General features: G+C 29.5%; 15 protein-coding genes and 1 pseudogene. 5 read left to right on the top strand and 11 right to left on the bottom strand.

Annotated elements, in window-relative coordinates; genetic code table 11:
• Positions 1-16 precede the first annotated feature (16 nt).
• The 3 genes from FVE75_RS04045 to deoD all read right to left on the bottom strand — a co-directional run bounded on the left by FVE75_RS04045 (position 17) and on the right by deoD (position 2484).
• Entirely contained in the window at positions 17-1501 is a 1485-nt protein-coding gene (locus FVE75_RS04045; protein WP_147005323.1) for an aminoacyl-histidine dipeptidase, read from the bottom strand.
• An 85-nt stretch (positions 1502-1586) separates the two neighbouring features.
• The gene (locus FVE75_RS10910; protein ID WP_006803764.1) at positions 1587-1736 is read right to left on the bottom strand and encodes a hypothetical protein; all 150 of its coding nucleotides are present in this window, start codon (positions 1734-1736) and stop codon (positions 1587-1589) included.
• 37 nt (positions 1737-1773) lie between these two features.
• Complete coding sequence (gene deoD, locus FVE75_RS04040) at positions 1774-2484, bottom strand: purine-nucleoside phosphorylase (protein WP_147005322.1); 711 nt, start codon at positions 2482-2484, stop codon at positions 1774-1776.
• Between the two features lie 277 nt (positions 2485-2761).
• Here deoD and FVE75_RS04035 point away from each other — a divergent pair, with 277 nt between their 5' ends.
• The 4 genes from FVE75_RS04035 to FVE75_RS04020 all read left to right on the top strand — a co-directional run bounded on the left by FVE75_RS04035 (position 2762) and on the right by FVE75_RS04020 (position 6972).
• Positions 2762-3583 carry a Cof-type HAD-IIB family hydrolase gene (locus FVE75_RS04035; protein ID WP_147005321.1) on the top strand — a complete coding sequence of 274 codons (822 nt, stop codon included), beginning with the start codon at positions 2762-2764 and terminating at the stop codon, positions 3581-3583.
• A gap of 162 nt (positions 3584-3745) precedes the next feature.
• Positions 3746-4960, top strand: coding sequence for a hydroxymethylglutaryl-CoA synthase (locus tag FVE75_RS04030; RefSeq protein WP_232052625.1), 1215 nt, complete (start codon positions 3746-3748; stop codon positions 4958-4960).
• Between the two features lie 30 nt (positions 4961-4990).
• Positions 4991-5581: a sugar O-acetyltransferase gene (locus FVE75_RS04025; RefSeq protein WP_147005320.1), complete on the top strand. Its 591-nt coding sequence runs from the start codon at positions 4991-4993 to the stop codon at positions 5579-5581.
• 98 nt (positions 5582-5679) lie between these two features.
• The gene (locus tag FVE75_RS04020) at positions 5680-6972 is read left to right on the top strand and encodes a hydroxymethylglutaryl-CoA reductase, degradative (RefSeq protein ID WP_147005319.1); all 1293 of its coding nucleotides are present in this window, start codon (positions 5680-5682) and stop codon (positions 6970-6972) included.
• Positions 6973-7033: 61 nt separating this feature from the next.
• Here the strand turns inward: FVE75_RS04020 and groL are convergent, their stop codons facing one another.
• Together groL and FVE75_RS04010 are read right to left on the bottom strand one after the other, a co-directional pair.
• Entirely contained in the window at positions 7034-8656 is a 1623-nt protein-coding gene (gene groL, locus FVE75_RS04015; RefSeq protein WP_147005318.1) for a chaperonin GroEL, read from the bottom strand.
• Positions 8657-8824: 168 nt separating this feature from the next.
• On the bottom strand, positions 8825-9088 hold the full coding sequence (locus FVE75_RS04010; protein ID WP_021745275.1) for a co-chaperone GroES: 264 nt from the start codon (positions 9086-9088) through the stop codon (positions 8825-8827).
• Between the two features lie 378 nt (positions 9089-9466).
• Between FVE75_RS04010 and FVE75_RS04005 the strand changes: the two genes are divergently transcribed.
• Complete coding sequence (locus FVE75_RS04005) at positions 9467-11158, top strand: DEAD/DEAH box helicase (RefSeq protein WP_147005317.1); 1692 nt, start codon at positions 9467-9469, stop codon at positions 11156-11158.
• A gap of 56 nt (positions 11159-11214) precedes the next feature.
• Here FVE75_RS04005 and FVE75_RS04000 read toward each other — a convergent pair.
• The 6 genes and pseudogenes from FVE75_RS04000 to FVE75_RS03970 all read right to left on the bottom strand — a co-directional run bounded on the left by FVE75_RS04000 (position 11215) and on the right by FVE75_RS03970 (position 15798).
• Positions 11215-12140 (bottom strand): annotated as a pseudogene (locus FVE75_RS04000) (DUF4300 family protein).
• A 70-nt stretch (positions 12141-12210) separates the two neighbouring features.
• Positions 12211-12753 carry a hypothetical protein gene (locus tag FVE75_RS03995; protein WP_021744896.1) on the bottom strand — a complete coding sequence of 181 codons (543 nt, stop codon included), beginning with the start codon at positions 12751-12753 and terminating at the stop codon, positions 12211-12213.
• Positions 12754-13185: 432 nt separating this feature from the next.
• Positions 13186-14019 carry a hypothetical protein gene (locus FVE75_RS03990; protein ID WP_232052624.1) on the bottom strand — a complete coding sequence of 278 codons (834 nt, stop codon included), beginning with the start codon at positions 14017-14019 and terminating at the stop codon, positions 13186-13188.
• Positions 14020-14050: 31 nt separating this feature from the next.
• Positions 14051-14401 carry a cupin domain-containing protein gene (locus FVE75_RS03985; protein WP_147005316.1) on the bottom strand — a complete coding sequence of 117 codons (351 nt, stop codon included), beginning with the start codon at positions 14399-14401 and terminating at the stop codon, positions 14051-14053.
• Between the two features lie 38 nt (positions 14402-14439).
• Positions 14440-15090, bottom strand: a complete 651-nt coding sequence (locus FVE75_RS03980) for a DUF1003 domain-containing protein (RefSeq protein WP_147005315.1) — start codon at positions 15088-15090, stop codon at positions 14440-14442.
• Positions 15091-15330: 240 nt separating this feature from the next.
• Positions 15331-15798 carry a hypothetical protein gene (locus FVE75_RS03970; RefSeq protein ID WP_147005314.1) on the bottom strand — a complete coding sequence of 156 codons (468 nt, stop codon included), beginning with the start codon at positions 15796-15798 and terminating at the stop codon, positions 15331-15333.

Below are 15798 nucleotides of genomic sequence, written 5' to 3'. Positions count from 1 at the left end.
CTTTTGTTTTTATTTTTTATTTAATGTTATAATCTTCCATCACTTTTAGCAATAATTCCCAAGTTTTTCCAACTGAATCTATTTCCATTCTTTCTTCAGGTGTGTGTGCACCGTAAATATTAGGCCCAATTGAAACAATATCAACATTTTCCATATTGTTGTCAAAAATTCCACATTCAAGTCCAGCGTGAATTGCCTTAATTTCAGCATCTTTTCCTGTTATTTTTTTAAATGAGTTTACAACTATTTCACGAATCTTTGAATCTTTTCGATATTCCCAAGATGGATATGGAGAATTTATTTTTACTGCCACTTCGTATTTTTCAGAAAGTTCCTTCACATCATTTAGTAATTTTTCAAGTGATTTATTTACTGAACTTCTTGGCAATGCCTGAATTTTTATAACAATTTTTCCATCTTTATTTTCAGTTTTTATAACTCCCAGATTTATTGAAGTTTCTACAAGTCCCTCGATATCTTTGCTCATTGAGATAACTCCATTTGGAAATTCGTGGAAAAATGAAATAACGGCATTTGTGTTGGAAATTGATAATTTCCCTTGATTTTTTAGTTCCTCTTTCTTAACTTCCTTCACTTCAATAACTGGATTTTTATCAATAATTTTAAAATCCTTTATTATATTTCCAAAAGCAAGGTTTGCTAATTTTTCAAAATCACTGACTTTTTCATCTTCAAGTTTTACAGCTAGTAACGCCACAGCCTCTCTCGGTATTGCATTAGTTTTTTCTCCACCGTCAATATCCATTATTGCAAGAGTGTATTTTTTATTTAAATGATTCAGAACTTCTGCCAAAATTTTATTTGAATTTCCTAATCCTAAATGAATTTCAGCACCTGAATGCCCACCTAAAAGCCCTTTCACATCAACACTTATTACAGTATCGTCTTCTTCTAATTTTTCAGCATCAAAATTAAACTCATTAAGGATTCTCGCACCACCTGCACTACTCACATAAACTTGTCCATATTCTTCAGTATCTAAGTTTATAAGTGTCTTTCCAGAAAAAATTCCAAAGTCAAGGTTATTAACTCCGCTCATTCCGTCTTCTTCGTCAGTTGTGATGATAATTTCAAGTGCCGGATGTTTCAAGTCATTGCTGTCAAGTATCGCAAGTGCATAAGCCACAGCAATTCCATTATCTGCCCCAAGTGTTGTTCCATTTGCCTTTAGGTATCCATCTTCCACAACAAGTTCAATTCCTTGTGTTTCAAAATCAAATTGTGTATTTTTATTTTTTTCCCAAACCATATCCATATGTCCTTGCAGGATAAGTGGTGAGTATTCCTCGTATCCAGCTGTTGCAGGCTTTCTTATTAATACATTTAATGCCTTGTCCTGAATAACTTCCAGATTTCTTTTCTTGGCAAATTCAACAATCCAGTCACTAATCTTTTTTTCTTTTCTTGAACCTCTTGGTATTTTTGAAATTTCACTAAAATAGTGAAAAACTTTTTCAGGATATAAATTTTCTATTTTCATTTTATTTTCCTTTCTTTTAGTTTAAATTAACAACAAGGGGATAACCCCCTTGTCTCAAAGATAAAGATTTCTTAAATATCTTTATTTATAAAATATTTTCCAGTAATTCTTCAAGCTCTGACATTTCTCTCTGTGTCAAGTCATACCCGCTTTTTAACTTTTTCAAAATTCTATTTTCAGAGCCAACTGAACTACGTTCCAAAATTTTTATAACTAATCTTTTATAAAATTCCACTAATTTTTTCTCCCTTTAGTTATTTTCTTTAATTATTTTAAAGTTGTAATGCTGTTTCTAAGGCTACTTCTATCATTTCATTAAAAGTTGTCTGTCTTTCTTCAGCACTTGTAACTTCGTGAGTAATGAATGAATCACTTATTGTAAGTAAAGTTAATGCATTTACTCCTAATTTTGCCGCTGTTGTATAAAGTTGTGCTGTCTCCATTTCCACACATAATACTCCAAATTCAGCCCATTTTTTCCAAGCATTAGGATCATCTCCATAGAAAGTGTCACTTGTAAATACATTTCCAGCCTTTACATTCAATCCTTTTGCCTTAGCAATTTCATAAGCCTTGAAAACTAAATCTGAACTTGCTGTAGGCGCATAGTCTGCTCCATTAAATCTCAATTTGTTAATAGCAGAATCAGTCGAAGCTGACATTGCAATAACAACATCTCTAACTTTCACATCTTCTTGATAAGAACCAGCTGTACCAATTCTAATCAAGTTCTTTACTCCGAATTCAGTTATCAGTTCATGTGAATAAATCCCAATTGAAGGCACTCCCATTCCAGTTCCTTGAACAGATATTTTTTTCCCTTTATAAGTCCCGGTAAATCCTAACATTCCTCTAACATTATTATACTGAACAACGTCTTCTAAAAATGTTTCTGCAATATATTTTGCTCTAAGCGGGTCTCCTGGCAATAGTATAGTTTCTGCAACATCTCCTCTATTTGCTCCAATATGCGGTGTTCCCATTACATTACCTCCTAAATTTTTTATAATTATTTTTATTTCTTCTAAAAAGTTTTTACTTACTATATTTTACTTCAATTTGTTAAATTGTTCAAGGAGTTTCTTAAATTTTTTAATATTTTCTTACTAAAATATTTCATTATTAGAAAAAACAAACAAAATAGTATTATTAAAAATTTTTTATTGCAATATAAAATTAGATTCATATTAAATATATTGAATATTCTTTTAAATTAAGATATACTAATAACGAAAACTTAACAAAAGAAAGGATAGAATTATGATAAAACTAATTGCAATTGATATGGACGGAACTTTGCTTAATGAGAAAAAGCATATTGATAAAGCACAAAAGGAGGCAATTCATGAAGCAATAGAAGTAGGGATAAAAATTGTACTTTGCACTGGAAGACCTTTATACGGTATTTTGCCATTCTATAAAGAGCTTGGACTTCATGAACTTGACTTAGAAGGTTACGTTATCTTAAATAACGGATGTTCAATTCATAGGACAAAAGACTGGGAATTAATTGACTGGGCAGAAATTACACCTGACGATATTGATTATTTATATAAATTTTCTGAAGAATACAATATAAATTTTACACTGGTTGACGATACACATTATTTTAATATAGGCAGAAAACCTACAGATGAACTTATTATGGATGCAAAATTTGTCTTTTCAGATATTACAGAAATAAGTCTTGAAGAAGCAAAAAGTGGAAAATATAAAATAATCAAGGTATTGTTTCTTGGAAATCCTAAAGAAATGGAAAATTTTCAAAAAAAATGTGAAAATATATTAAAAGATAGTTATAGTGGAGTGTTAAGCCAGCCATACGTGTATGAAGTATTACCCAAAAATAACAATAAAGGAACAGGTTTAAAAAAACTTGCAGAAAAGCTAGGAATAAAACAGGAAGAAGTTATGGCAATTGGAGATGGAAATAACGATGTTGAAATGTTTGAATATGCCAATTACAGTGTTGCAATGGAAAATGCCACAGAACTTGCTGCAAAAGCTGCAAAATACAGAACTGACAGCAATGAAAATGACGGAGTAGCAAAAGCAATTAGAAAATATGCACTAAATAAATAATTAAATATTTCTTTTTGATTGTAGCCGTTGCTATTTCATTTTTTTTATAGTACAATATGTGTAGATATACTTAAAACTTTTATGTTTATTAATTTTCACATCTTATTTTAAGTATAATTTACGATTCCTTCAAAAAATATTTAATAGAAAGGTCCGAATTTTATGAAAATAAAAGAAATAGGAAAAAAAATCAAAATTGGAATAGATAAAATTGGATTTGCAATGCCAAAATACTTTTTAGATATACGAGATTTAGCACTTGGAAGAAATGAAAATGAAAATAAGTTTGTGAAAGGTCTTATGCAAAGCGAAATGAGCATTGCACCTGTAACAGAGGATATTGTGTCGCTTGGGGCAAGTGCGGCTGAAAAAATTTTAGATGAAGAAGATAAAAAAAATATTGAAATGGTTATTGTTGGAACAGAATCTGGAATTGATCAAAGCAAAGCTTCTGCTGTTTTCATCCATCATCTGCTTAATATCCAGCCATTTGCACGATGTATTGAGATTAAGGAAGCCTGCTACGGGGCAACTGCCGCTTTAAGTTTTGCCAAAAACTATATTGAAAAAAACGAAAATGCCTCAGTTCTCGTAATTGCTTCAGATATTGCAAAATACGGAATTGACACTCCTGGAGAATCTACACAGGGAGCAGGAAGTATCGCAATGCTAATAAAAAAAGACCCCAAAATTGCTGTAATAAATGATGAAAGTGTATGTCAAACACGTGATATTATGGACTTCTGGCGTCCTAACTACTCAAATTTTCCAATAGTAGACGGACATTTTTCAACAAAGCAGTATCTTGACTGCCTTACAACGACATTTGATGAATACAAAAAAAGATATAATCAAGATTTATCCGATTTTGATGCTTTCTGTTTTCATTTACCATTTCCAAAACTTGGATTAAAAGCGATTAATTCACTTTTAGAAAAAAATGTGGAAAAAGAAACAAAAAATAAATTTTTGGAAAAATTTCATACTTCAATAATTTATGGAAAACGAGTCGGAAATATCTACACAGGCTCTCTTTATCTAAGTTTGCTTTCATTACTTGAAAACTGTGATAGCTTGAAAGCTGGTGACAATATTGGAATGTATAGTTATGGAAGTGGTGCTGTTTGTGAATTTTTTAATCTAACCCTTGCAGAAGACTTTAAAAATCATCTAAGGCACGATAGATTAGACGATTTTGACAATAGAAAGCAATTATCAATAAATGAATATGAAAATTTATTTTTTGAAAAAATAATTTTAGATAATGAAGGAAATTGTGATTTTTCAAATAGCAAACTTATTCAAGAAAGTGATAATGCGTTTGCGTTGGACTTAAAAGTGGAAAATGCGTATTTAAAAGAATTTACAAAAAAATAAACTAAATCTATCCTAAAGGAGCTAATTAATATGAATTTAGAAGAACAACGACAGTTTATTTTATCTGGAAAAGTTTACAATGATTTAACTCCAGAGCTTATAAAAGCTAGAGAAAATACTGTTTTTTTAACAAATAAATATAATGAAAGTTTTGGAAAAACGTCATCAGAAAGAGAAGCAATCCTAAAAAATCTTTTAAAATCAATTGGTAAAAATGTGCATTTTGAACCAACATTCCGATGTGAATTTGGATTTAATATTTCAATAGGAGATAACTTTTATGCAAATTTTGACTGTGTAATGCTTGACGGTGGTGGAATTGAAATTGGAAATAATGTTCTTTTTGGTCCAAGAGTAGGAATTTATACTTCCAATCACAGCATTGATGCAGAAGAAAGAATAAACGGAGGATGTTATGCCAAGCCTGTAAAAATCGGAAATAATGTCTGGATTGGTGCAGGAGTCCACATTAATCAAGGAGTTACAATTGGAAACAACACTATTATTGGCTCTGGAAGCGTTGTTACAAAAGATATTCCAGATAATGTAATTGCCGCAGGAGTGCCGTGCAAAGTTATCAGAAAAATAACAGAAAAAGATAAAACTGGCTATAAACCTTGAAATTTAAACTATATTTTCACTCAAGCATTAGAAATTGACAATTTTTTAAGTGCTTGAGTTTTATTATAACCCCAAAATGAAAGGAACTGATTTCAAATATGAAAAAAGAAAATCAAAAAAAATTAAATTGGCTTGGCTTTCAAAAAAAAGAACGAACTGAACGAATACAAATGTTAAAAGATAATGGCTTTTTAACTGAAGAATTTGAACAACTTCTGAAAAAAAACGAGAACTTGCCACTAGAAACTGCAAATCAAATGGCTGAAAATGGAATTGGAACATTTGCCTTGCCATTCAGCGTTGCTCCAAACTTTGTTATTGATAAAAAAGATTATGCTGTGCCAATGGTTACAGAAGAACCATCTGTTGTAGCAGGGTGCAGTTACGCAGCTAAAATTATAGGAAAATCTGGTGGTTTTTCGACAAAAATTTTAGACAGGAAAATGATTGGACAAGTTGCGTTATATGATATTTTGGACTTTGATAATGCTATTTCGATGATTTTAGAAAATAAAAATGAGATTTTAAAAATTGCAAATGAGGCTCATCCTTCAATTGTAGGACGTGGTGGTGGAGCAATTAATATTGAAGTGAAGAATATTGATGAATTTTTAATTGTTTATCTAATTGCCGATGTAAAGGAGGCCATGGGGGCAAATATTTTGAATACAATGCTTGAGTCAATAAAAATGCCGCTTGAAAATATTACAAACGGAAAAAGCCTAATGGCAATTTTATCAAATTATGCAACTGAATCTCTAGTAAAAGCCGAATGTGAAGTAAATGTAAAACTTCTTAGCAGCTCAATGGAAACATCTATTGAAACTGCAAAAAAAATAGAACTTGCGAGCAAATTTGCAAAACTTGATATTTACCGTGCAACAACGCATAATAAAGGAATTTTCAATGGAATTGACGCTGTGGTAATCGCTACTGGAAACGACTGGCGTGCAATTGAAGCTGGAGGAAATGCCTTCGCCGTGAAAAATGGCAAATATGAAGGACTTACAACTTGGACTTTTGATGAAAGCACAAATAAATTAAAGGGAGAACTTACCCTTCCAATGCCAATTGCAAGTGTAGGTGGATCAATAGGACTAAATCCAAGCGTAAAAGCTGCATTTAATATTTTAGGAAATCCTGACGCAAGGACACTGGCAAGCATTATTACATCAGTAGGACTCGCTCAGAACTTTGCCGCAGTAAAAGCACTTGTTACAACTGGAATACAGCATGGACACATGAAGTTACAGGCTCGTTCATTGGCACTTTTTGCTGGTGCAAAAGGCAAAGAAATTGATATTGTCGTAGAAAGGCTTTTGGAAAGCGGAAAAAGTATTAATTTGGAAAATGTGAAGACAATTTTAGAAGAAATGAAAATTAAAAAATAATATAGCAGAAAAAAAGAGGTAGTCTATAATGACTACCCCTTATTTTATTAGATTTCATAGATTACATCATTCCTGGCATTCCCATTCCACCTGGCATTCCACCAGCTGGTGACTCTTCTTTTTCATTACCAACTGCAACTTCAGTTGTTAATAATACTGATGATACTGATACTGCATTTTGAATCGCAGAACGTGTTACTTTAGCAGGATCAATGATTCCAGCTTTTACCATATCTACATATTCTTCTTTTGCAGCGTCAAATCCTATTCCATTTTCAGAATTTTTTACTTTTTCAATTACGACACCTGCATCAATTCCAGCATTGATAACAATTTGTCTAAGTGGTGCAGATAATGCTCTTTTCACAATTTCCACTCCAAGCCCTTCTTCACCTGATAATTTAAAGTCTTCAATTGCTTTTGCAATTTGAATCAAGATTGTTCCTCCACCAGGCACAATTCCTTCTTCCACAGCTGCTTTTGTTGCATTTAAAGCATCTTCAATTCTCAATTTTCTTTCTTTCATTTCAGTTTCAGTTGCAGCTCCAACTTTTATTACAGCTACTCCACCTGATAATTTAGCAAGTCTTTCCTGTAATTTTTCTCTATCATAATCAGAAGTTGTTTCAGCAATTGAATTTTTTATTTGTCCAATTCTTGCTTGTATTGCATTTTTTTCTCCAAGACCGTCTACGATAACTGTGTTATCTTTAGTAATTCTAACTTTTTTAGCTTGTCCCAAGAAATTAATATCAGCAGTTTCAAGTTTAATTCCTTTTTCTTCAGAAATAACTTCTCCACCTGTTAAAATTGCAATATCCTGTAACATAGCCTTTCTTCTGTCCCCAAACGCTGGAGCTTTTACAGCGGCAATATTTAATGTTCCACGAAGTTTATTTACAACAAGAGTTGCAAGTGCTTCTCCTTCCACATCTTCAGCAATTATAAGCATTGGCCGTCCTAATTCCACTGTTTTTTCCAAGATTGGCAATAATTCTTTCATATTTGCAATTTTTTTATCTGTTATTAAAATAAATGGATTATCCATTTCCACAACCATTCTTTCAGAATCTGAAACCATATAAGGTGACAAATATCCGTTGTCAAACTGCATTCCTTCTACAACTTCCAGAGTTGTATCCAAAGAACGTGCTTCCTCAACTGTAATAACTCCAGATTCGCCAACTTTTTCCATAGCTTGAGCAATTAATTGTCCTATTTCTACATCTCCTGCCGAAATTGCCCCAACTTGTGCTATTTCTTCATTTGATTCCACTTTTTTAGCTCTTTTTGTAAGTTCTTCAATAACTTTTTTAGAAGCAAGCTCCATTCCACGTCTTATAAATACAGGATTTGCTCCAGAAGCTACCATTTTCAGTCCTTCTTTGATTAAAGCCTGTGCCAGTACAGTTGCGGTAGTTGTACCGTCTCCAGCCACATCATTTGACTTTGTAGCCACTTCTTTTACAATTTGTGCTCCAAGATTTTCGATCGGATCTTTAAGTTCGATTTCTTTTGCTATTGTAACACCATCATTTGTAATCATTGGTGCTCCAAATCCTCTATCTAATACTACATTTCTTCCTTTTGGTCCAAGTGTAATTTTTACAGCGTCAGCTAGTGTATCTACTCCCACTTCAAGCGCTTTTCTCGCATCTTCATTAAATTTTATTATTTTTCCCATTTTTTATCATCTCCTTCTAAAATTTGTAAATTTTTTATTACAAAATTCTTTCGTAATTTAATAATATAATTTTTATTTTAATAAGAAATCAAAATTACTTGTTTTGTAATGTCTGTCTTATTTTTTATACATTTAATTTCCATACAAATTTATTTTTTTAAATTTTTATTATTCAACGATTGCCAAAACATTGTCTTTTTCTAAAATTAAGTAGCTTTCTTCCCCATCCTTAACTTCTGTTCCAGAATATTTTTCAAAAATTACTTTATCTCCAACTTTAACTTCCTCAATTTTTGAACCAACGGCTAAAACTTCTCCAATTATCGGTTTTTCCTTTGAAGCTGTACCTGGCAATACAATTCCACTTTTTGTAACTTCTTCCTGTTCTGTCTGTTTTATTAAAACTCTTTCTCCCAATGGTTTAATTATCATTTTTCCCTCCTAAAATATTTTAATCTTTAATTCAATTTTATTTTTAGCACTCTTTAACTTTAAGTGCTAACAATATAATAATACATTTTTGAAAATTTTTCAAGTCTTTTTTGAAAATTTTTAAAATTATTTTTCAACATATCAACACTTAAATCCATACCAGTAACATTACTGAATTTTTTTTAATCTATTAAACCTAAAATTTTAAAAAATTATCCAAGAATTTAAGTTTATTTTTAAAAATGCTTTTACAATGGAAAAAATAAATTTTAAAAATAAGTACAAAAAGGCAAAAAATGTGGTATAATAGTATGTACAAAAAATTTTTTAAAAATAATGAGTATAAATATAAAATGAAAGAAGGTAAATAAAAAAGTAATGCAAAGATTTGAAGATTTTGGATTAAGTACAGAGATGCTTAACGCTTTAAGTAAAAAAGGATTTGAGGAGCCAAGTGAAATACAAAAATTGGTAATTCCTGAATTATTAAAGGAAAGAACGCACTTAATAGGACAAGCTCAGACAGGAACAGGAAAAACAGCCGCATTTGGTATTCCAATTTTAGAAACAATTGAAGCTGATAAAACAGTTAGAGCTTTAATTTTAGCTCCAACAAGAGAACTTGCCAATCAAGTTGCCGATGAAATTTATTCATTGAAAGGAACAAAGGATTTAAAAGTGCTTGCTGTTTATGGTGGGGCTTCAATAGAAAACCAGATAAAAAAATTAAAATCTGGAATAGATATTGTTGTTGGAACACCTGGACGTGTAATGGACTTAATGAGAAAAAAAGTACTAAAAGTTGACAATTTAGATTATTTTGTATTGGATGAAGCCGATGAAATGCTAAATATGGGATTTTTGGAAGACATCGAAGCGATTTTAGAAAAAACTAACGATGAGAAAAAAATGCTATTCTTCTCAGCAACAATTCCTAAAGCAATTATGGCGATTGCCAAAAGATTTATGCCAGAACACAAATTATTAAAAGTTGAGAAAAAAGAACTTACTACTAATTTGACTGAACAAATTTACTATGAGGTAAAACAGGAAGATAAATTTGAAGCTTTATGCAGAGTTCTTGATTATGAACAAGATTTTTATGGAATTGTATTTTGCCGTACAAAATCTGAAGTAGATGATGTTACAAACAAATTAAAAGCTAGAAACTATGATGCTGAATGTATTCACGGAGATATTACTCAAGCACTTAGACAAAAAGCACTTGATTTATTCAAGAAAAAAATATTAACAATATTAGTTGCAACAGATGTTGCTGCACGTGGAATTGATGTAAGTAATCTGACACACGTTATTAACTATTCTATCCCACAAGAAGCTGAGTCTTATGTTCATAGAATTGGTAGAACAGGTCGTGCCGGTCAAAAAGGTATCGCAATAACATTTGTAACTCCAAGAGAAGCTAGCAAGCTTGCTCAAATTAAACGTATCACAAAAACAGACATTAAGAGAGAAAATATTCCAAACGTAGAAGAAATTTTAGAAGCAAAAAAAGAAGCATTAATTGCTTATGTAGATGAAATCATTAAAGAAAACGATTTTGATACATACTCAGAACTAGCTGAAAAATTAATAGATGGAAGAGATCCAAAACAAGTTCTTGCTTCTGTATTAAGACATGTTTACGAAGATGAATTCTTGCCTGATAATTATAATGAAATCGAAGATGTAAAAGTCAAAATTAATGATAAGACAAGACTGTTTATTGCACTTGGAAGTAAAGATGGCTACAATGTAGGAAGATTGCTTGACTTATTAAATAAAAAAGCAAAAACACCAGGAAGAAAAGTAAAAGATGTAAAAATTATGGATAAATATTCTTTTATTACAGTTCCATTACAAGAAGCAGAATACATAATGCGTGCTTTAAATTCCAAAAAAGATGCCAAACCACTTGTTGAAGAAGCTACAGGGGGAAGAAACGGTGGAGAAAAGTCTAGCAAAAAATCAGATAAAAGAAGAGATAGAAAAGGAAGAAAAAAATCTTCCGATAAAAAGTCATCAAAAGGAAAGAAAGATAGCAAAAAAGATAAAAAAACTAAAAAATAGTATCAAAAAAACTCAGAAGATAAATTTGTTTTCTGAGTTTTTATTTTTTATTATTTCTAACTTTTATTATTTGGATTATTTCTATATTCCTTTAACAATTCATCATTTTCCATAATAAATGGTCTAGCAACTGGCTGTCCCCAAGCAGTATCGTATTTATTCATAAGATAATCATTCAATTCTGTCCTATTATTAAATTTCAATACTTGGTAAGGTTGCTGAAATGCCAATTTTTCAATAAACATTAATTTTCCATCCTTTTCAGGAATCAAAATTCCAACATGCCCAATAAATAAAATATTTTCTTGCGGCTCATCATTAAAATGGAAAAACACAGAAATCATTGATATTTTACTATTTTTATCAAATGTAACTCCTCGCTCTTTCCAAACATTTTTTACATTTTCAACGTGAACTTTCACATCTTTAGTAGCTTTCGTAGGAATTTCTGAAAATAAATTAACAAATTTGTCTTTTTCATTTTTAGAAAATAACTCAAATGGCATATTTTTTAGCGATTCTACATCCATAAAAAGCATTTCTCCAGTTTTTACAACAGGTTTTTCTACTTTTACATAATCTTTCATAAAAGTAAATGCAGTTATTCTACAATTAAATCCTGAAAGTTTTTATTTTTTTTATCCCAAATTTTCTGTATAGCAACTTCATCATAGGTCGGATTTATATTGTTAGAATTAATAAATCCTGATTTTATAAGCCCTTCATTTTGCGTTGCCTCATTATAATAATTCACACTTTTGAAAAAGAGATTTATACTATTTGAATCAATTCCAGCATTTTCTAAACTTTCCTTAACTTTTTGCTGAGTATCTTTATCTGCTAAATTTGAATAATTTATACTTTTTAAATACTCTTTTGTCAAATTTTCTGTAACTTTTTCGTTTTTAGATATATTCTGACTTTTCAAATTATTAATCTTACTATCATTTTTTTTAGAACATCCTACAGTGAGTACAGCCATTAATGTTAAGATTAATACCAATCTTTTATTTTTCATTTTATCACCATTCTATTAGTTTTTTTATATTATTCTATGATTTACTGTTTACATTAAAACTTTTACTATTTGTAAAATAATTTGCTTTATCTTGTGAAATTGATATTTTTATACTTTCAAGGTTTTCCTGTGCAGATTCCTTATTAGAATTTTTATCTTCAGCAAGTTCTAAATAAAGATATTTCCCATTTTTTGCTTCTACATTGTCATCTATCTTGTCACTTGTGTATATTTTTGAAACTTCTCTATTTATCTTAGTTTCAGTTGTATTAACTATTGGCTCATCTTCTTCATCTCCGATATTATTTTTGGAAATGCTCTTTTGAGTAACAGTAACTGCATTTTTTGATAATTTTTCACTTTTTATTGTTTTATCAAATTCAATAATTACAGCCTTCACCTTTTTTCCAGAACCTTTTTTCTCTGTTACTGCTGTTACATTTTTTATATTATCTAAACTCAAATTTTCCTTATCTGCAATTTTTATATCAATATGATTATCATTACTTTCAGTCAAAATCACAAGTCCAACTAAGCTAATCAAAGCTCCAAGCACTATATTTCCTATATTTTTCATAGTGAGTCCTCCTTTTAATTCAAATTTCTCTAATTGTATATCTATACTCTTTGATATTATACCCTATATTTTTGTTAATTTTTTGTTTTTTTCCTTAAAAATTCTTGTAACTTGCTATTGTTTTTCTAAGGAAAATTTTTATAGTAAAACTTCTTAAAAATTAGAATGAAAATTATGAATATTCTATCTGATACCAAATTTTATTTAAATAATAAATTTATTACAAACTTTCTTATTACTAAAAATTAGTTTAAATAACCCAAAATAATAAATGCTGTTATCAAGCAAAATAATCTAATATTAAATTGTTAACTAACTTATAAAAAGCAAAAGGAACTATCTCCATAAAGTAGAAATAATTCCTTTAATCAGTATCATTTTTTATTTTGTATTTATAGTCAATCCACTTGAATTAGAGTAAAAATCTATAATTTATTTTGATTTCTTTTGAAAATCATCAACTTTCTTCATAAGGCTATCCCATAGTTTATTTCCTTCTTGAACAGCCTGCTGTCCAATTTCACTATTTTTTACGTCATTTATACCTTTTTCAATATTTTTTAACACATCCAGCATTTTCTCAACATCAATTTGTTTTGAAGAATACAGTTCCTTACCTTTTTCAAGCAGTTTCGGACATTCTTTATCAAAAGTGGCATCTCCAGTTGGATTACATTTTGCTTTTTTAAATAAATTATTAGACTTTTTAACATTTTCTAAAGCTTTTTCTCCATTTTTAATTCCAGAATTTGTATCTTGCTTTTCCAAACTTTTTTTTAACATTTCTAATAAGCCTTCTGTATCTTTTTGACTATCCGAAAACATCTTATCAATTCTAGCTTGTTCTCTTTTTACATTTTCCTGAACTTGTGCATCATTTGGATTTGAGATTATATTATTCTGAATAACTGGTGTTCCTTGATTCTGCTGATTTTGGCCTTGCTGATTCTGATCTGTTGTAATTTGAGCCATTGTTCTTTCAGATTGCTGTTGAACTCGCATATTGTCAGAATTTTCATTTTCATATAAATAAAAGCTATAAAATCCTCCTCCAAGCAAAGCTATAAGCGACAAGTAGAATAATCCTTCAATAACTTTATCATTAGTTGTCTTCGTATCCTTTATTTTCCCAATTGCTTCATGTTTTCCAAGTGCTTGCTCATCCATATATTCTTTCATTAATTTTTTATTTTCAATCATTTTTTTTACAACTGGTATTCCTGTCGCAACAACAATAACCAATGCAAATATTACAAATAGCATCATATTCATTCCTCTTTTCTTTTAATTTCAATTTTTAATGAAAAAAGATACAAATCCACACACAACAAGGTTCTTTACTTGTGTAACTTACCCTGTGCCGTTCTCCCTTATTGATTAATACAGTATCTCCTCTTACTAATTGTAGTTTTTTATTATTAGTATTTCTTTGATTTTTCATTATATTTTTTTTATAATCATTGTTTTTAAAATACTCAATTTCAGCTTTACCCTGAATTAAAATTACAAATTCATTTTTATCTGATTCCTGCCAATCCGTAGTCTGTCCAGTTGAAATAATTTTTTCAATTTTAACATTTTCATTCTCAGTCAAAATCCTTACAACTTCCTCTTTTTCAGACAAATCTTTTAAATCAAAAATATTCATTTTCCCCATTTCTTTCTAAAAAACAGAAAATAAAATTATTAATGCTTATTTCTATCCTTTTCAGAAATATCAATAAATTTATATTCTTTTTTTTCTTTGATTGGCGGAACTTTTCGCCTTTTTTCAAGTTCTTGAACACGTTTTACAATCTCATCCTGCTTTTCAATTAAATCATCTAGTTTATAATGCATATCTTCTATTATAATCTCATTTTTTAAATTAACTTTATAATCATTTTCAGACTTTTTTTCGTCAATTTTCTTTTTTTTATTTTGATTAAAAATTATAATTGAACAAAAAATTAACATAATAAAAGATAAAATAGCATTCATTATTACAAACGAATACGGATTAAATCGACCTTTTAAAAAAAAGAATACATCTGCTACAATCCACACTGAAACAAATATTATCACAAAAAGAATAAATCTATTGCTTCCTGCAAAATTTGAAACTTTATATGAAAATTTTCTTTTTTCCTCTTCTTCTTCTTTTATAACTTTAGAAACTTTCTGTTCTAGCAGCATGTGGATAATTTCTTCTCTTTTTACCTCATCATCCACTTCCTTTAACATATCTTTTAGTGTTTCTTCTTTTCCATTTTTTATTTTTTTTTGGTTTGATTCTATATTTGATGCTATATTTTCACTTCTTGTCTTACTCTTTTGTTCTTCAATATCACTTTTCAATTTTTTACTTCCCTCCTTCTACACTCTCCATCTGTATGATACCATTTTCAGAAAAAAAATACAAGTATATATATTTTTATTAAATTTAAAAGGATTGACTCTCATTTCTTATAAAAGTCAATCCGTTATCCGTAAGTAAAATCAAATTTCTAAAAGCTCACTTTTTATTTTTAAAATTTATATCCATTTTTATAAATTATATCGATTCTAAGTTTACCAATATTTAGAATATACTTACGATTATTTTTTCAAATAGCTTTCTGCTTCATTAAAGAATATATTTGCCTTATTTCCCAAATTTTCCTTGTTAAGATTCAACTCTGTCACATAAAGAATTGAAGTATAGCCATTTTTTACTTTAGAATTTTTTCCTGTGATAAGATAAATGTACATTTCTTCGCTTGAATCATAGTATTTGCTAATGTAATATTTTTTAGTTTCAAAAAAATCTTGAGATTTTACATTCTCATTTATAATTTCACTCTTAAACATATCGTTAATATCTTTTGCACTTGAATTTTGATCATAAACATGTGTTACTGTTTCTACTGCTCCATCTTCAAATATTTTATAATATGACAATACCTCATCAATATCAGCAATAATATTATAATTTTTTCTTTCTATCTCTTTCACGTTTACAAAACTTGGTGCTGAGAATGATAATGCTGTTAATCCTAAAAATAAACCTAATAAAATCTTTTTCAT

Origin of the sequence: Leptotrichia hongkongensis, assembly GCF_007990635.1 — a bacterium.
Lineage (GTDB): Bacteria > Fusobacteriota > Fusobacteriia > Fusobacteriales > Leptotrichiaceae > Leptotrichia > Leptotrichia hongkongensis.
The sequence above is the reverse complement of the archived record's forward strand: the minus strand, read 5'-3'. Positions and strand labels throughout refer to the sequence as shown.